Source organism: Pseudomonas sp. C321 (genome assembly GCF_055407105.1).
Genome location: NZ_JBUZRB010000003.1, coordinates 307,656 through 323,942 on the forward strand (window position 1 = coordinate 307,656; position 16,287 = coordinate 323,942).

The following is a 16,287-nucleotide window of genomic DNA, read 5'->3' on the forward strand; positions in this document are numbered from 1 at the left end:
ATGGTTGCAATTGAGTTCGACGGTAAGTATTTTGAGTTGCACTCAAATGTTCAAAGTAGCACATCTGAGGTGTCTAAAAAACTTGAGGTGACTCCGGTATATGAAAGCTATTGGAGGTTTGCCGCTGAGCGTCAAAAAGTTTTTAGGAAGAGATTGATTGGATCTTCTGGGCCTTGGACTTTTGATCCTGTTATTTTGGCTCATAAGTTCACAAACGCGTACCGCGCCTCAGATCGAGTTAGCCAATATTTAATAAGGAATGTAATTTATCGCACCGATCTTTGCGACTCTCCGGAGGAGGTGGTTTTCAGGATTTTGCTGTTCAAGTTTTTCAATAAGATCGAAACTTGGGAGCTTCTGGAAAGAGAGATTGGAGCTATTACGTATCGAGGTTATAATTTTGATACATACGATAGAGTCCTAACCCGAGCTATGCAGGCCGGGGGGCGGATTTACTCGGCCGCATACATCATGCCTCCGGGGAGTTCCGCATTTGGATATCCATCGAAGCATCAAAATCATCTCAAGCTGCTTGAACGAATGATGGATGAAAAACTTCCGAAAATTTTGCATGGCTTGGGCAGTATGCAGAAAGCGTTTGAAATCATCCGAAGCTACCCAACTATCGGCAATTTTTTGGCATATCAGTTTGTGACTGATATAAATTATTCTGAAGTCACATGTTTTTCAGAAATGGAATTCGTAATGCCTGGACCTGGCGCTCTAGATGGTTTAAAAAAATGCTTCAAAACTACAGCCGGGGTCGATGAGGCTCAACTAATACGGTTGATGGCTGAAAATCAGGAGCGTGAATTTGAACGCTTGGGTATTGAGTTTGACTCATTGTGGGGGAGACCACTTCAGCTGATAGATTGTCAGAACGTTTTTTGCGAAGTTGATAAGTACGCCCGTGTTGCTCATCCAGAGGTTTTAGGTATCTCAGGGCGTACTCGTATTAAACAGAAGTTTTCTCCGACTGGCTCGTTAGACATGCCGTGGTATCCACCTAAATGGGGGATCAATGACCGGGTTGCGGCAGATTTTAGATCGCTTGAGTTTTCGGAGGCCCGATCATCTTTTCGCGCTACCACCCAGGCAGCGTTGAACTTGGAGTGTTAAAAATGGACTTTAACTATTATCAGCGGCTTGCTCAATTAACTGATCGTGTTCCTTCAAAGAGTGCAGGAGCAGCGGGGATTGACTTGATGGTTCCGTTGCTTGGTTTGGCCGGCGAAACAGGAGAGCTTCTTAGCGAATATAAAAAGCGTCTGCGAGACGGCGATTCGCATTTGCTGTTTAAAGAAAAGATTTGTGAGGAACTGGGCGATTTGCTTTGGTATATCGCGAACGTGGCCGAAAAGTCCGGGCTCAGTCTTGAAGATGTGGCGCAGAAAAACCTAGACAAGGCTAATGGGCGTTGGGGACACGGCGACACCAGTGCGACGGTATTTGATGAAAGCTTTCCAGAACAAGAAAAATTGCCTAGAAAATTTGAGATTAAGTTGGATGAGGTCAACGTTGAGGGTAAAGTTAAGATAAGAATGCTAATGAACGATGTGCAGATTGGGGATTATCTGACTGACAATGCAGATGATCCTGACGGCTATCGATTTCATGATGTATTTCATCTTGCCTATATCGCAGTTCTGGGTTGGTCGCCCGTGATCCGTAGTCTTATGAAGCGTAAGAGAAAAAGTGCACCTGATATTGATGAAGTGCAAGATGGAGGGCGCGCACAGGTTATAGATGAGGCTGTTGTTGCTCTCGTGTTCGATTATGCGAAAGAGCACAATTGGCTTGAGGGGGTAACGGCGCTGGACTATAAGCTCTTACGTACTATCAAAGGCGTTACTTCTCTTTTAGAGGTGAAGGCGCGCTCGTCGGGAGAGTGGCAGAAGGCTATTCTTCTCGGGTTTGAAGTTTGGCGTAAAGTTTTGAAATCTAATGGTGCTCGATTACTCATCGATCAGGATTCTAGGTCTATAACTTATGCTGAAGGTGTAGGCTCTAGCATGGTTTAAAGCGGTTCTTGTTTTATTGATTCCTCGTTTATTAAGTTATGGATAACCTTGAGGGGTACGGTAATGAGTAAATCTGGAAGTCGTAGGCATTTGTTTATAAGTCACCACCACCGTGACGACGCGCTAGTTGACAAGTTTGCCAAATTGCTTGGGTCGAAGGGTTGGGATATTCGTAATAGCTCAATTCGTGCCAAACCTGCTAACCAAGAAAGACTTGATAAAGGGATGGTCAAGGAATCGACAATAAAGCGGCTGCTTCGAATGAAAGTCTCCTGGGCATCCACAGTTGTTGTTTTGATAGGCCAGCAGACACACCAGCGCCCTTGGGTGAATTGGGAAATTGATCAAGCGCACGCTCAGGGTAAGCGGATTGTGGGGGTTTACGAGCAGGGAGGCAAAGAGTCGGATATACCCGCAAGTTTAGAGAAGTATGCGTCCGCAATAGTTGGTTGGAACTCAGATAGTATTATGAGCGCTATTGATGCCGGGGAGAATGCTTTCCAAAATCCAGATGGAACTGTGCGTGATACTGTTAATGGAGCAGCAAACTCAGAGTGCTAGCGATGACGAAAGTATATATGTATGTAGTGGATCGCGATTTTGGTTTTGCTCCGAATCCGTTCCATGGTCTTTGTACGTTAGCTACCTGTAAGCCTCGTACTCGAAGAGTTGCTAAGGTGGGTGACTGGATCGTCGGGATGGGGGGAGGGAGACTAAGGGCTACTGGTAAGTGTATTTTTGCAATGAAGGTCTCTCAGTCGGAAACTTTTGATGGTTATTGGAGTAATCCTTTATATAAAGATAAAAAACCGTTGAGGAATGGCAGTAAGAAAATGATTGTGGGTGATAACATCTATTGGAAAAAAGATGGTGACTGGCAGCAGCTTAACTCGCATCATAGCTTTCCAGACGGCTCGCCTAATCCACATAATATAAAAAATGATACGCAGACTGATGTTGTTTTAATTTCGGATTATTTTTTTTACTTTGGCGCAGGTGCGGTTGTAATTCCAGAAAAAATACTTAAGGATCTGGGGTACGCCAATGGAAGAGATCATCGTAAATTTCCGCTTCATCAGGCGCAGCCTCTAATTGATTATCTAGAGCATGAATATGAAGCCAATCGATTATATGGGGATCCTTATGACTTCGAGTTGGCGAAGTCCCGTTATTCGGCGGAAAACAATAAGGTGACGGTTTAAGGTTTTTTTAGGATGATTTTTTAACGAATGCCCGGGATTGCTCGGGCATTATTTTGGATTAAATATTATCAGCGGATTCGAGCATGTTTTTAGCTAATTGTTTGAACCACTCTCTGACATCGGCAGGGGTCGTGTTTTCGTCCAGCAATGCTTTGGAGAAAACTCCTTCCGCTACGTGTACCCCAAGCTGTCTATAGGCTTCAAATTGCTCTTCAGTGTAAAATTGATCTAAAGTAGATTCATGCGGGAAGTCGGGGCTTATGGAGCGATAACGCTTAAGCAGTTCTGTTTCGTCTCCGGTCAACGATAGTTTTAGGTATAGCATCAGACCAATAGCCTCCGGCTTCCCTGGCCCTGCGTCAGGGTAGTGAACTCTTAGAAGATGAGAGTGAGTTCTACTAAGGGTTGACTTTGGATCAAGCCGGATGTCATCAAGCCTTGGTTCAAGTCGTACACCAAAATCAATCTGAGCGTGCCTAACTAATGTCAATTGTCCCTCAAATGTTGAGCGCGGATCGGCCTCACCGTCCACGCACACGATAAATTTACAACGGCGGCGGAGAAGCTCATAGAGGCCCATGTTCTCAATATGTCCGCCATCTGAGATGTTCAGCCAAGGATTATTTTCATTCATGCCGATGCCGGTCATTTCACGGAGAAGACATAAAAAGCCGGGAGACTTCTTGCTTGCTATTTTAGGATTACTTATCCAATAGCCCAGCCTTATGTTCAATAATGTCATCAGTGCCGACACACTAGATACAGAGTTAGGGCCCATCTGGGGCGAAACTGCTGCCCCGGAAATAGCCATTGCAGTCGCTAGATCAACTGCGGCACCGTTACTTTTCCATTGGCTTGTAGAGGAATAGCCGGTCGCTGCTGAACCGCACCAATGTTTTGAAAAAATAAAGAAGTCTCCACGTCGATCTCTAAGAGTGCGATTTTTGCTGGAGGGTAAGTTTACAGTAGTGTTGATTAAATGATACGGTGCCCTATGACTGTTGTTGACAAATTTCAATGGCAGATCGTCAGAATTTTTATCATTTTCCACAAATGTCTTTGCGAGCTGGTCTCTATAAAGTTTGTGTAGGCCGGTCAGATTTACGTTCAGGCATAGTGAAATGATGGAGCAGGTTGCAATAATTAATATAAGCAGCACTTGCCCGCTAAGCCAAGAGATTGTCGAAACCTGGGAGAGGCTTCCCATTGCTCTGAAACTGTACAGTAGTGCAAGTGAGACTAGGGGGACTATAACAGCAGCTAAAATTAAGGAATATTTTAGGAGTATGTTTTTAGCGCGGAGGCTATTAAATATTGGTATAAATTTCGCTATCAATGGGATTGCAAACGCTAGCGCGGCTAAGTAAGTTGCACTATGCCAGTTGTCGGAGGTGATTTTCCCCAGTGAATCATATCCCTTGCTTACTATAAAAGTTAATAGTGCGATTATTATGGTGCCTGCGCCTACAGCAACTATACTGCTTCCGGCTTTGGCACCCCATCCGAAACGCAAACCTATGCCATAGGAGATTATTCCGACTATACTAGCACCGCCGGAAATCCCAGCAATCCAAAGCCAAAAATTTGGGATGCTTAACATAGAAGTATAATTGCTAATTAAAGCTATAGCTGCAATTATGCCTATCGGTGCTGATAGGTTTAGTATAAGTCCTGCTAGGGCCCCCGTTACCATCATCCATCGTTGCTTTAAATTTGCAGCGCTTAAATATTTTGCGTTTTGTCTGATATGGCGGATTGGGTCTGTGTCTGGACCGTATGGCTTGCTTATTGCCTCGTAGCCTTCTTTTTGACTAAGCGTTGATGTAATAAAGCTTCCTGTGTATCCGCCTCCGGATACGGTTGAAAGATAGTCGAAGTCTTTCATTAGATTTTTTTCAGATAATACTTGGACGACACCGAGACAAAATGTCGCTGATCGGATACCCCCTCCGGATAGCGATAAGCCAACTGCGTCATTTTTTTCAGTTTTATTTATGTTGTAATGTTTTCGGCGCGCTTGAATTTCTGCAGCTTCTGATGTGTTTATATCGCAGAAATTATGTACCTTTCCAAGTGTATCATTCGGAATGCCGAATTCTATCGGAATGAAGCATTTTTCTAAGTCGTCAAAATTTATTACTGGAGGGGTAATCTTATCCTTGCAAATTCCACCATAGGCCATCAGTTGTAACTGTTCGCAGAAATCAATCAGTTTCACTCTTAGTGAATTAAGATCTATGCGAAATTCATTGGCCCCGTCTTTTGAGTCCAGGACTCCGGCTTGATGCGCCCTATGCCACTTCGCCGTCACCGGGCGAAGTTCAGTGTTCAGCATGTCCGTGGTGATTTGTGAAAAATCTTTGCACCCAGGGAATGCTTTCATAACATTTCTGGCCAGCCCAAAGATTTCCCACAGGCTCTCCAATGCTCGTGTCTCAATCCCATATTGGTATGGTAGCGGCTGCACGGCAATGCGGGTCCGGAGTTCGGATAGCAGGGAGTGCGCGGCCAACTGGTCTGGGGTCAACGGTGACGGTACACTGGTCATCCTTAATCATTCGTCCTTTGCCGCTTATCTTTTCGGATGGCTTTTGGCCTCTAGCGCTGAGCTTACTCGCCGGTCTGTAAAATGGCGAGAGAGCTGTGGTGACGGCGGATGCTCATCAGCACGGAGGGGGCTATTCCTCCTCGATACATAACAGGTTCATTGGAATGAAAGACCGGTCCCATGACGAGGTATTGGCTGAAATCTTCCGCACTGACCCCCGCTATGTCGCCGCGCTGCTTCGAGAGGTGCAGCGGGACGGCTGCGAAGCTGAGCTTAAAATTTTTTTGCGCCAGTTGAACCGTGCGTTTAGCCGGGAAACCGTCCATTTAGCGCTCCTTCCCATAGAGGATGCGATAAACAAGAGTTAAATGGTATTTTCAATGGTACTGCGTAAAAGCGTACTGATATTCACCTGAGAATATTGGCGTTTTATGGCTAATTGATAATAGAGTGGGAGTGATCCTGCGTTAGCGCCTGCTGAGCCAGGCGCTGGCTGAACAACAAAACCCCAGCCTTGGCTGGGGTTTTTTGTTACTGAGAAATGTATTGGGTATCAGCGCCGCGCAATATCCGAAAAGTAAAACTTGTCCAGCGTATGCCGCGACTCGGTGTACTCAAACTGCCGCCCATCCTGCAAAAACGTCTGGTTACTCACCACGATCACATGGCTCTGGCCGTCCAGGTCCAGGTGCAACTGATCATCCTTGCCCCTCGGCAGTGCTTCGATGGTGCGCTGGGCGTAGCTGATGTGCAGTTGCAGGGTCTGTTCGATAAAGGCGTAGATCGACTGCTCGGCAATGGCCCGGTCCAGCCCAGGGATCAGGTCGGCGACGAAGTGGTTGATGTCCAGGATCACCCGCTTGCCGTCGATGCGCCGTACCCGCTTGATTCGGGTTATCAGGCTGCCGGCTGCGGCTTCGATGTGTTGCAGCAGCGAGCCTTCCAGGGGGAATTGGCTGAACTCGACGACCTCGGTGCTGACGTCATCTCCCAAGTCTGCATGGGTTTCGCGAAAGCTGACAATCCCGCCCAACTGAAATTCGATGGGGTTGGGCGACAGCACGAAGGTGCCCTTGCCGTGAATCTTTTGCGCAAAACCGCGCTCCTGCAACTGCTCGATAGCCCGACGCACCGTGCCACGGCTCGCCTGGTAGGTGCCCATTAATTCGGTTTCGGAAGGAAGGCGCGTGCCGCGTTGCAGGCGTTCGGTGGTGATGCTGGCAAGCAGATCGGTATAGATCTGGTTGTATTTGCTCATGGGTAGGGCTCTGTGCCGCGTTTGCGTTTAAGGCAGGAACCTTAGAGGCAGAGGTGCGGTTTGTCCATTGGGCCCATGGATATTAGCGCCCTCTGTAGGAGCGAGCTTGCTCGCGAAGAGCGCAAGGGCACCGCGTTTATCCAGGATGCACGCGTTATCGTTAACGTTCTTCGTCGGAACGCCGCCCGGAGCAAGCTCGCTCCTACAAGAAATTTATAATTTGTAACTCGTACAGACGAGTTATTGCTTTAACTCGTCTGTACGAGTACTTTTCTCCTGGGCGTGCTGCCAATGACTGCCCCCAATAACAAAAAATCAAAGTGGATACCAAGCATGAGCCACGACTACCCCAATATTGCCCGCGAGATTCTGCAAGGCCTCGGTGGCAGCGACAACCTTGAGCAAGCTGCCCACTGCGTGACCCGCCTGCGCCTGGCCCTCAAGGACCCGAGCCTGGCCAACAGCGGTGAGTTGAACCAGATCGACCTGGTCAAGGGTTCGTTCTTCACCGGCGGCCTGTTCCAGATTGTCATCGGCCCCGGTGAAGTGGAAAAGGTCTACGCCGCCCTGCGGGAACAGACCGGCCTTGGCGCCTCGACCATCGCCGACGTGAAGCAGAAGGGCTCTGAAAAAATCAACCCAATGCAACGCCTGGTGCGGGTGTTTTCCGACGTGTTCATGCCGATCCTGCCCGCGCTGATTATTGCCGGTCTGTTGATGGGCGTGAACAACCTGATGGGCGCCAAGGGCATGTTCATCGAGGGCAAGACGCTGCTGGAGGCCTATCCGAACCTGGATGGCCTGTGGAGCCTGATAAACCTGATGGCCAATACCTCGTTCGTATTCTTGCCCGCGCTGGTGGGCTGGTCGGCGGCCAAGCGCTTTGGCGGCAGTGAAATCCTCGGCATCGTCCTGGGTCTGATGCTGGTTCACCCCGATTTGCTCAACGCCTGGAACTACGGCAAGGCGGTGGCCGGCCTCGACGGCCAGAGCCTGCCGTACTTCGATATTCTCGGCTGGTTCCAGATCGAGAAAGTCGGTTACCAGGGGCAAATCCTGCCGATCCTGATGGCTGCCTACGTCATGAGCGTCATTGAAAAATGGCTACGGGCACGGGTGCCAAACGCGATTCAGCTGTTGGTCGTCCCCATCACTACCATTGTCGTTACCGGCGTGCTGGCACTGGCGATCATTGGCCCGGTGACCCGTCACCTGGGCATCCTGATCACCGAAGGCGTGGTCACCCTGTTTGACCTGGCGCCGATGGTGGGCGGAGCGATTTTCGGCCTGTTGTATGCGCCGCTGGTGGTCACCGGCATGCACCACATGTTCCTCGCCGTGGACCTGCAACTGATCTCCACCCAAGGCGGCACCTTTATCTGGCCAATGATCGTCATGTCCAACCTGGCCCAGGGCAGCGCGGCGCTGGGCGTGTTCTACATGAGCCGCAATGCCCGCGACAAAAGCATGGCGTCGACCTCGGCGATTTCGGCTTATTTCGGCATCACTGAACCGGCGATGTTTGGCGTCAACCTGCGCTTCAAGTTCCCGTTTTATGCCGCCTTGCTTGGGTCGGCACTGGGCAGCATTTTCCTGTCGCTGAACAAGGTCCAGGCCTCGGCCATCGGCGTTGGCGGCTTGCCTGGATTTATCTCGATCATGCCGCAGTACATCCCGGTGTTTGTCATTGGCATGGTTGTCGCGATTGTCGTGCCGTTTGTTTTGACCTGCGCGTTGAGCATGAAAATTGTTCGGCCCGGTTATCGCGTCGCCTGATCGACCGCTCCTACGCGAGGTTGCGTTTATCCAAATTGAGGAACCCACCATGCAAGACTGGCAACACTCGGTGATCTACCAGATCTACCCTAAAAGCTTCCACAGCCACGCGGGTAATGCCACCGGTGACCTGCTGGGCGTCGTGGGCAAGCTCGATTACCTCAAGTGGCTGGGCGTCGATTGCCTGTGGATCACCCCGTTCCTGCGCTCGCCCCAGCGCGACAACGGCTACGACATCAGCGACTACTACGCCATCGACCCCAGCTACGGAACCATGGCCGACTGCGATCTGCTGATCAGCGAAGCGGCCAAGCGCGGCATCAAGCTGATGCTGGACATCGTGGTCAACCACACCTCCATCGAGCACGAGTGGTTCCAGCAGGCCCGCAGCAGCCTCGACAACCCGTACCGCGACTTCTACATCTGGCGCGACCAGCCGAACAACTGGGAGTCCAAGTTCGGCGGCTCGGCCTGGGAATACGAGGCGCAAACCGGCCAGTACTTCCTGCACCTGTTTGACCACACCCAGGCCGATCTCAATTGGGAAAACCCCAACGTGCGCGCCGAGGTGTTCAAGCTGATGCGCTTTTGGCGCGACAAGGGCGTCGGCGGTTTCCGCCTGGACGTGATCAACCTGATCTCCAAACCGGCGGACTTCCCTGAAGACAACAGCGACGGTCGGCGCTTCTACACCGACGGCCCGAACGTGCACGAGTACCTGCAGGAAATGCACCGCGAAGTCTTCGAAGGCCATGATCTGATCAACGTCGGCGAGATGTCCTCCACCAGTCTTGAACACTGCATTCGCTATTCGAGTCCTGAGTCGAAAGAGCTGTCGATGACCTTCAACTTTCATCACCTGAAAGTGGATTATCCGAACCTGCAAAAGTGGGTGCGTGCTGACTTCGACTTCCTTCAACTCAAGCAGATTCTTTCCGACTGGCAACTGGGCATGCAGGCCGGCGGCGGCTGGAACGCGCTGTTCTGGTGTAACCACGACCAGCCACGGGTGGTCTCGCGCTTTGGCGATGACGGCGAGCACCGGGTGGTCTCGGCCAAGATGCTCGGCACCGCGCTGCACCTTTTGCAGGGCACGCCTTTTGTCTACCAGGGCGAAGAGTTGGGTATGACCAATCCGGGCTTCGACACAATCGAGCAGTACCGCGACGTCGAGACCCTGAACATCTATCGACTCAAGCGCGAAGCCGGTGAGTCCGAGGCCGACAGCATGGCGGCGATCATGCAGAAGTCCCGCGATAACGGCCGCACGCCGATGCAGTGGAATACCCAGGCGAACGCTGGTTTCAGCAGCGGCGAACCGTGGATCGGCATCCCCGCCAATGCGACGCAGATCAACGTTGAAAGCCAGCTCGACGACCCTGAATCGGTGCTGCATCACTACCGTGCGCTGATTGCCCTGCGCCGCGTTGAGCCGCTGATCCAAGAAGGCGTGTATCGCCAACTGCTGCTGGAGCACACCCAGGTTTGGGCGTACCTGCGCGAAGGCCAGGGCGAACGTTTGCTGGTGCTCAACAACTTCTACGGTACGCCGTGCCAGATCCAATTGCCGGACGGCGTGATCAACGTCGCGAGCCAGCAACGCGTGCTGATCAGCAACTACGACGATTGCCCGATGCGTACGGGCCAGATATCGCTGCGCCCGTATGAATCCTTCGTGCTGCACCTGAAGGATTGAGACATCGCATTACCCCCTGCGTGGGAGCGCAGGGAATGCTTCAAAAAAACACAATAAAAATAATGGAGTGCTTCATGAGAACAACAATAAAGCTGGGCCTCGTTGCATCCTGTCTGACGTTGCCATTGGCGGCCCAGGCTTTGGAGTTTGCAGGCTACTTGCGTAGCGGCGCGGGGACTTCAACGGGCAGCGGTCCACAGCAGTGTTTCCAACTGCCCGGTGCGCAATCGAAATACCGTCTGGGCAACGAATGCGAACAGTATGGCGAGCTGGAGTTGCGCCAGGACCTGTTCACCCTTGATGACGGCTCGGTGCTCAGCGTCGACGCCATGGCTTCGCTGTACAACAAGTACGATCGCGAGCTGAAGTTCCAGGGTGAAAACAACGGCTCGGCGCGCATGCCGCAGATGTATGCGCAGTGGTCGAACATGCCCAGCCTCAACGGCGGTTCGCTGTGGGCCGGTCGGCGTTACTACAAACGTAATGACATCCATATTTCCGACTTCTACTACTGGAACCAGAGCGCGACAGGCGGCGGTATCGAAGACGTGCTGATCGGCGATCTGAAATACAGCTACGCCATTTCTCGCAAGGACAACCTGTACCAGAAGGAATACGCCACCCGTCACGACTTCAACGTCGCAGGCTTCAAGACCAACCCTGGCGGCGAGCTGGAGCTGGGCTTGAGCTACATCGAAAAAGCCGGCGGCCGCGAAGCCAACAGCGGTTGGGCGCTGACTGCCCAGCATGTGCAGACGCCGTTTCTTGGCGGCAAGAACAAGTTCGCCCTGCAGTACGGCGAAGGTCCCGGCACGGGCTTGGGCTACACCGGTAATACTGCCCTGGACAACAGCAGCAAAAGCTACCGCGCGGTGGAGTTTTTCGACTGGCAGGTGACACCACGGTTTGGCGGCCAGATCGAGGCGGTCTACCAGAAAGACATTCGCCCCGGCAGCCAGGACCAGACCTGGATTTCCCTTGGCGTGCGCCCGGCCTATGCGATCACTGAACAGTTCAAGCTGGTCACCGAGTTGGGCCATGATCAAGTGGATGCCACCGGCGGCACCCGCAAGCTGAGCAAATTTACCTTCGCCCCGACCTGGTCGCCTAAAGGCCCGGATTTCTGGGCAAGGCCGGAGGTGCGTTTGTATTACACCTACGCTACCTGGAACGAAGCAGCCAAGCGTGCGGCCAATGAACTGGCGGCGGGCTCGGCACTGTCCGACACCGGCAGCTATGGCACGGCGCGGCATGGTTCCAACTTTGGTGTGCAGGTTGAGTATTGGTGGAAGTAACAGTTTTCCGATCAATGATTGTTACAGAATAAAACAACAGGTGAAATCATGACCACAACCCAACCCCTGGAACTGCTGGCGCCCTTGTCCGGGGTGCTTATGGCCCTGGATCAGGTGCCCGATCCGGTGTTCTCAAGTCGCCTGATTGGCGACGGCCTGTGCATCGATCCGACCTCGCAGACTCTCTGCGCTCCCCTTGCCGGGGTGATCAGTAATATCCAGGACAGTGGTCATGCGGTGAGCGTCACCAATGATCACGGAGTCCAGGTGCTGATACACATTGGCCTGGACACCGTGAACCTGGCGGGCAAGGGTTTTACCCGACTGGTCAAGGAAGGTCAGCGTGTTGAGGCCGGCCAGCCGTTGATTGAATTCGATGCCGATTTTGTTGCGCTCAACGCCCGTAGTTTGCTGACCCTGATGTTGGTGGTCAGCGGCGAGCCCTTCACGCTGCTGACACCGGGCAGCGGCCTGGTGGTGCTTGGGCAACCCTTGTTGCGCGTGACCTCTGAAGGCTGCACGGATGAAACCGTGGAAGAAGAGGGCGACGCCCTGTTCTCCAAACCCCTGATACTGCCCAACGCCAACGGCCTGCACGCCCGTCCGGCGGCGATTTTTGCCCAGGCGGCGAAGGGCTTCAAGGCGAGCATTTACCTGCACAAGCAAACCCAGAGCGCGAATGCCAAGTCGCTGGTGGCGATCATGGCGTTGCAGACCGTACGGGGCGATACCTTGCAGGTGAGTGCGGCGGGTGAGGATGCCGATGCGGCCATCGAGGCCCTGGTGGTGTTGCTGGCTGAAGGATGCGGGGAAACGGTAATTGCCCACGTCGAGATTGCCGAACCAGCGGCACCGCTTGGCTCGGCGACCTTGCTGCGGGGCGTGTGTGCTTCGCCTGGTTCTGCGTTCGGCCAAGTGGTGCAAGTCGCCGAGCCTGAATTGAACATCACTGAAGCCGGTACTGGCGAAGCGGCTGAGCGCGTCGCGCTGGATCGTGGCCTGCTTCACGCGACCGAGGCGCTGCAAGGCTTGCAGGCCAAGGCCGTCGGCAGCGCCCAGGCGGAAATTTTTCGTGCCCACCAGGAGTTGCTGGAAGACCCAACCCTGCTGGAGCAAGCCGATGCCCTATTGGCGCAAGGCAAAAGCGCCGCCTTCGCCTGGAACAGCGCCACTGAAGCGACTGCCAGCCTGTTCCAGGGGTTGGGTAACGCGTTGCTTGCCGAGCGCGCCGCCGACCTGGCAGACGTCGGCCAACGTGTACTGAAACTGATCCTCGGGATCAAGGACAGCGCCTGGGACCTGCCGGAGCAGGCGATCCTCATCGCCGAACAACTGACACCTTCACAAACCGCCAGCCTCGACACCCGCAAGGTGTTGGGTTTTGTCACCGTCGGCGGCGGCGCCACCAGCCACGTCGCAATCCTTGCCCGTGCCCTGGGGTTGCCCGCCATTTGCGGCGTGCCGGTCCAGGTGCTGAGCCTGAGCAACGGCAAGCAAGTCCTGCTGGATGCCGACAAGGGTGAATTGCACCTGGAGCCGGACCTGGCCGAGATCGAGCAATTGCAGGTCTCCCGCCAACAGCAGGTTCTGCGTTGTCAGCAGGAGGTGGCGCAGGCCTCACTGGCCGCCATCACCCGCGACGGTCATCGCGTCGAAGTCACCGCCAACGTCGCCTCGCTGCAAGAGGTGGAACAAGCCCTGGCCCTGGGTGGCGAAGGCGTTGGCCTGCTGCGCTCGGAGTTCCTCTACCTGGACCGTAACCGCGCGCCCAGCCCCGAGGAGCAGGCCGGCACCTACAGCGCCATCGCCCGGGCCCTGGGGCCGGAGCGCAACCTGGTGGTGCGCACCCTCGACGTCGGTGGGGACAAGCCCCTGGCCTATGTGCCGATGGACAGTGAGAGCAATCCGTTCCTTGGCCTGCGGGGCATTCGACTGTGCCTGGAGCGTCCGGAACTGCTGCGCGAACAGTTCCGGGCGATCCTCGCCAGTGCCGGTTTTGCTCGTCTGCACATTATGTTGCCGATGGTCAGCCTGCTCTCGGAACTGCGCCTGGCGCGGCAGATCCTTGAGGAGGAAGCCTTGGCCATGGGGCTTACGCAACTGCCTAAACTGGGGATCATGATTGAAGTACCGTCGGCGGCGTTGATGGCCGACCTGTTTGCGCCAGAGGTGGATTTTTTCTCCATCGGCACCAACGACCTGACCCAATACACCCTGGCCATGGACCGTGATCACCCGCGCCTGGCCAGCCAGGCCGACAGCCTTCACCCGGCGGTACTGCGCCTGATCGCCAGCACCGTCAAGGCCGCCCATGCCCATGGCAAGTGGGTTGGTGTTTGCGGCGCGCTGGCGTCGGAGGCGCTGGCGGTGCCGGTGTTGATTGGGCTGGGAGTGGATGAGTTGTCGGTCAGCGTGCCGCTGATCCCGACCATCAAGGCCGCCGTGCGCGAGCTGGACCTGGCGGACTGCCAGTTGATCGCCCGCCAGGTGCTTGGCCTGGAAGAGGCCGTCCAGGTACGTGAGGCCCTGCGCCAATACCACGCGGCCACCGTCGAAACCTCATTGGTTGTGGAGAACTGAGTATGTTCGAGAAAATGCAGCGGGCGTTCTGGAAGGCCCTGACGCCGGATTTGATTGCAGAGACGTCACAGGCAGTGGTTGCACCTGTGGGCGAAACGCCGTTGGCGCCGGGCGTGTTGAGTGCGTTGGGGGGGGCTGACAACCTCAAGTCGCAACAGCGGGTGGCGCTGACTCGGGTGCGGGTGCAGTTACTAAATCCGGAGCGCTTGGATGAGCTGGCATTACGGTCGGCGGGAGTACCAGGGGTGATGGTATTGGCGGGTGGGGTGGTGCATTTGATTACTGGACTTTAACGTTCAAATCAAATGGCGAGGGGCAAGCCCGCTCGCCACAACAAGCCGGCTGCCACAAAGTCTGGCTTCCACAGATTTTTACATTGTTTGAGGGGCCGCATTTTTATAGCTGCGGGGTTTCTTCGGCCGGTTTTGTCTTGTCTACACCCGGCACATGCAGGTTGCCTTCAACCACCTGATTCCCCTCCAGCTGCGGCTGCGTCACCCAGGTCAGGATGTCGTAATAGCGCCGGATGTTGGCCACGAAGTGCACTGGCTCGCCGCCCCGGGCGTAGCCGTAGCGGGTCTTGCTGTACCACTGCTTCTGCGACAGGCGCGGCAGCATCTTCTTCACGTCCAGCCACTTGTTCGGGTTCAGGCCTTCTTTCTCGGCCAGCTTGCGGGCGTCCTCCAAATGGCCGCCGCCCACGTTGTAGGCTGCCAGGGCAAACCAGGTGCGGTCCGGTTCCTGGATCTTGTCGTCCAATTCACCCTTGATCATGGCCAGGTACTTGGCGCCACCCTTGATACTTTGCTTGGCGTCCAGGCGGTTGGACACGCCCATCGCCTGGGCGGTGTTCTGGGTCAGCATCATCAAGCCGCGCACGCCAGTCTTGGAGGTGACCGTCGGTTGCCACAGGGATTCCTGATAACCGATGGCCGCCAACAGCCGCCAATCGACCTTTTCTTCCTTGGCCGAAGCCTTGAAGTGTTTCTCGTACTTGGGCAGGCGCTGCTGCAAATGCTGGGCGAAGGTGTAGGCGCCGACATAGCCAAGGACATCGACGTGCCCGTAATAGCGATCTTTCAGACGCTGTAGGGTGCCGTTTTTCTCCACCTTGTCCAGAAAACTGTTGACCTCGTTGAGCAGGCTGTTGTCTTCACCCGCGGCCACGGCCCAGCTTTGGTTGCGGGCATCGCCCAGGTCGAAGGCGACCCGTACGTTGGGGAAGTACACCTGGTTCATCGCCACTTCGTTGGAGTCCACCAGGGTCAGGTCGATCTGACTTTCGTCGACCATGCGCAAGAGGTCGACCACCTCAACGGCGTCGGATTCTTCGTATTCAATGGCGGGATTTTTCTGCTTCAGCTCGGCCAGTTGCTCGGCGTGGGTGCTGCCCTTGAGTACCATGATCTTCTTGCCCACCAGGTCCGTCGCGTTGGTAGGGCGGGACTGGCCGTTGCGGTAGATGATCTGCGGGGTGACTTCCAGGTAAGGGTGGGAGAAGCGCACCTGTTGTCGGCGCTGCTCGCTGCTGACCAGGCCGGCGGCGGCCAGTACCGGGCCGTTGGGTTTGCCAAGCTGACCGAACAGGTCGTCGAGGTTGTCAGCCGTTTCTATCTCCAGCTTCACCCCCAGGTCTTCGGCAAAGCGCTTGACCAGTTCGTATTCGAAACCGGTTTCGCCGTTGCGGTCCTGGAAATAGGTGGCCGGGCTGTTTCGGGTGATCACCCGCAATACGCCATCCTCCTTGATCCGCTCTAGCGCGCTGGGGTTATCAACACAGGCGCTGAGCATCAGGAAGAGTCCGATTGCGAAGAGCCATTTGGCGCAACGCGAGCATAAAGCAGTTGGGGAGAACATCTGCGCAGTATACGCAAAGGACCCTCGGCGCCATATATCGACAGCGTGGCTGTT

Annotated in this window: 13 protein-coding genes; 9 read left to right on the forward strand and 4 right to left on the reverse strand. The window is 54.3% G+C overall.

Annotated elements, in window-relative coordinates; translation table 11 throughout:
- The 4 genes from ACZRJ6_RS11035 to ACZRJ6_RS11050 all read left to right on the forward strand — a co-directional run bounded on the left by ACZRJ6_RS11035 (position 1) and on the right by ACZRJ6_RS11050 (position 3,223).
- Positions 1 to 1,119: a nucleotide kinase domain-containing protein gene (locus tag ACZRJ6_RS11035; protein ID WP_161806093.1), complete on the forward strand. Its 1,119-nt coding sequence runs from the start codon at positions 1 to 3 to the stop codon at positions 1,117 to 1,119.
- A gap of 2 nt (positions 1,120 to 1,121) precedes the next feature.
- A complete protein-coding gene (locus ACZRJ6_RS11040) occupies positions 1,122 to 2,021 on the forward strand; it encodes a nucleoside triphosphate pyrophosphohydrolase family protein (RefSeq protein WP_064364350.1) in 900 nt (299 codons plus the stop codon).
- 63 nt (positions 2,022 to 2,084) lie between these two features.
- Positions 2,085 to 2,582 (forward strand): TIR domain-containing protein, encoded by a 498-nt coding sequence (locus ACZRJ6_RS11045; protein WP_064364351.1) that lies wholly within the window; start codon positions 2,085 to 2,087, stop codon positions 2,580 to 2,582.
- A gap of 2 nt (positions 2,583 to 2,584) precedes the next feature.
- Positions 2,585 to 3,223 carry an Nmad2 family putative nucleotide modification protein gene (locus tag ACZRJ6_RS11050; protein ID WP_463968136.1) on the forward strand — a complete coding sequence of 213 codons (639 nt, stop codon included), beginning with the start codon at positions 2,585 to 2,587 and terminating at the stop codon, positions 3,221 to 3,223.
- A gap of 58 nt (positions 3,224 to 3,281) precedes the next feature.
- Here ACZRJ6_RS11050 and ACZRJ6_RS11055 read toward each other — a convergent pair whose 3' ends face one another.
- The 3 genes from ACZRJ6_RS11055 to treR all read right to left on the reverse strand — a co-directional run bounded on the left by ACZRJ6_RS11055 (position 3,282) and on the right by treR (position 7,029).
- Entirely contained in the window at positions 3,282 to 5,690 is a 2,409-nt protein-coding gene (locus tag ACZRJ6_RS11055; protein ID WP_463993536.1) for a patatin-like phospholipase family protein, read from the reverse strand.
- A gap of 143 nt (positions 5,691 to 5,833) precedes the next feature.
- Positions 5,834 to 6,097, reverse strand: a complete 264-nt coding sequence (locus ACZRJ6_RS11060) for a hypothetical protein (protein WP_463968138.1) — start codon at positions 6,095 to 6,097, stop codon at positions 5,834 to 5,836.
- A 227-nt stretch (positions 6,098 to 6,324) separates the two neighbouring features.
- Positions 6,325 to 7,029 carry a trehalose operon repressor gene (treR, locus tag ACZRJ6_RS11065; RefSeq protein WP_463968139.1) on the reverse strand — a complete coding sequence of 235 codons (705 nt, stop codon included), beginning with the start codon at positions 7,027 to 7,029 and terminating at the stop codon, positions 6,325 to 6,327.
- 333 nt (positions 7,030 to 7,362) lie between these two features.
- Here treR and treP point away from each other — a divergent pair, with 333 nt between their 5' ends.
- The 5 genes from treP to ACZRJ6_RS11090 all read left to right on the forward strand — a co-directional run bounded on the left by treP (position 7,363) and on the right by ACZRJ6_RS11090 (position 14,669).
- The gene (gene treP / locus ACZRJ6_RS11070) at positions 7,363 to 8,805 is read left to right on the forward strand and encodes a PTS system trehalose-specific EIIBC component (protein WP_463968140.1); all 1,443 of its coding nucleotides are present in this window, start codon (positions 7,363 to 7,365) and stop codon (positions 8,803 to 8,805) included.
- 49 nt (positions 8,806 to 8,854) lie between these two features.
- The gene (gene treC / locus ACZRJ6_RS11075) at positions 8,855 to 10,501 is read left to right on the forward strand and encodes an alpha,alpha-phosphotrehalase (protein WP_463968141.1); all 1,647 of its coding nucleotides are present in this window, start codon (positions 8,855 to 8,857) and stop codon (positions 10,499 to 10,501) included.
- Positions 10,502 to 10,575: 74 nt separating this feature from the next.
- Positions 10,576 to 11,796 carry a carbohydrate porin gene (locus ACZRJ6_RS11080; protein ID WP_463968142.1) on the forward strand — a complete coding sequence of 407 codons (1,221 nt, stop codon included), beginning with the start codon at positions 10,576 to 10,578 and terminating at the stop codon, positions 11,794 to 11,796.
- A gap of 48 nt (positions 11,797 to 11,844) precedes the next feature.
- A complete protein-coding gene (gene ptsP, locus ACZRJ6_RS11085) occupies positions 11,845 to 14,376 on the forward strand; it encodes a phosphoenolpyruvate--protein phosphotransferase (protein WP_463968143.1) in 2,532 nt (843 codons plus the stop codon).
- A 2-nt stretch (positions 14,377 to 14,378) separates the two neighbouring features.
- Entirely contained in the window at positions 14,379 to 14,669 is a 291-nt protein-coding gene (locus ACZRJ6_RS11090) for a PTS transporter subunit EIIB (protein ID WP_463968144.1), read from the forward strand.
- A gap of 103 nt (positions 14,670 to 14,772) precedes the next feature.
- Here ACZRJ6_RS11090 and mltF read toward each other — a convergent pair whose 3' ends face one another.
- On the reverse strand, positions 14,773 to 16,233 hold the full coding sequence (gene mltF / locus ACZRJ6_RS11095; protein WP_463968145.1) for a membrane-bound lytic murein transglycosylase MltF: 1,461 nt from the start codon (positions 16,231 to 16,233) through the stop codon (positions 14,773 to 14,775).
- Positions 16,234 to 16,287 lie beyond the last annotated feature (54 nt).

Bases quoted from the DNA above. Each gene is read 5' to 3' on its own strand.
- ACZRJ6_RS11035 (WP_161806093.1), top strand. From the start codon at position 1: ATGGTTGCAATTGAGTTCGACGGTAAGTATTTTGAGTTGCACTCAAAT.
- ACZRJ6_RS11040 (WP_064364350.1), top strand. From the start codon at position 1,122: ATGGACTTTAACTATTATCAGCGGCTTGCTCAATTAACTGATCGTGTT.
- ACZRJ6_RS11045 (WP_064364351.1), top strand. From the start codon at position 2,085: ATGAGTAAATCTGGAAGTCGTAGGCATTTGTTTATAAGTCACCACCAC.
- ACZRJ6_RS11050 (WP_463968136.1), top strand. From the start codon at position 2,585: ATGACGAAAGTATATATGTATGTAGTGGATCGCGATTTTGGTTTTGCT.
- ACZRJ6_RS11060 (WP_463968138.1), bottom strand. From the start codon at position 6,097: ATGGACGGTTTCCCGGCTAAACGCACGGTTCAACTGGCGCAAAAAAAT.
- treR (WP_463968139.1), bottom strand. From the start codon at position 7,029: ATGAGCAAATACAACCAGATCTATACCGATCTGCTTGCCAGCATCACC.
- treP (WP_463968140.1), top strand. From the start codon at position 7,363: ATGAGCCACGACTACCCCAATATTGCCCGCGAGATTCTGCAAGGCCTC.
- treC (WP_463968141.1), top strand. From the start codon at position 8,855: ATGCAAGACTGGCAACACTCGGTGATCTACCAGATCTACCCTAAAAGC.
- ACZRJ6_RS11080 (WP_463968142.1), top strand. From the start codon at position 10,576: ATGAGAACAACAATAAAGCTGGGCCTCGTTGCATCCTGTCTGACGTTG.
- ptsP (WP_463968143.1), top strand. From the start codon at position 11,845: ATGACCACAACCCAACCCCTGGAACTGCTGGCGCCCTTGTCCGGGGTG.
- ACZRJ6_RS11090 (WP_463968144.1), top strand. From the start codon at position 14,379: ATGTTCGAGAAAATGCAGCGGGCGTTCTGGAAGGCCCTGACGCCGGAT.
- mltF (WP_463968145.1), bottom strand. From the start codon at position 16,233: ATGTTCTCCCCAACTGCTTTATGCTCGCGTTGCGCCAAATGGCTCTTC.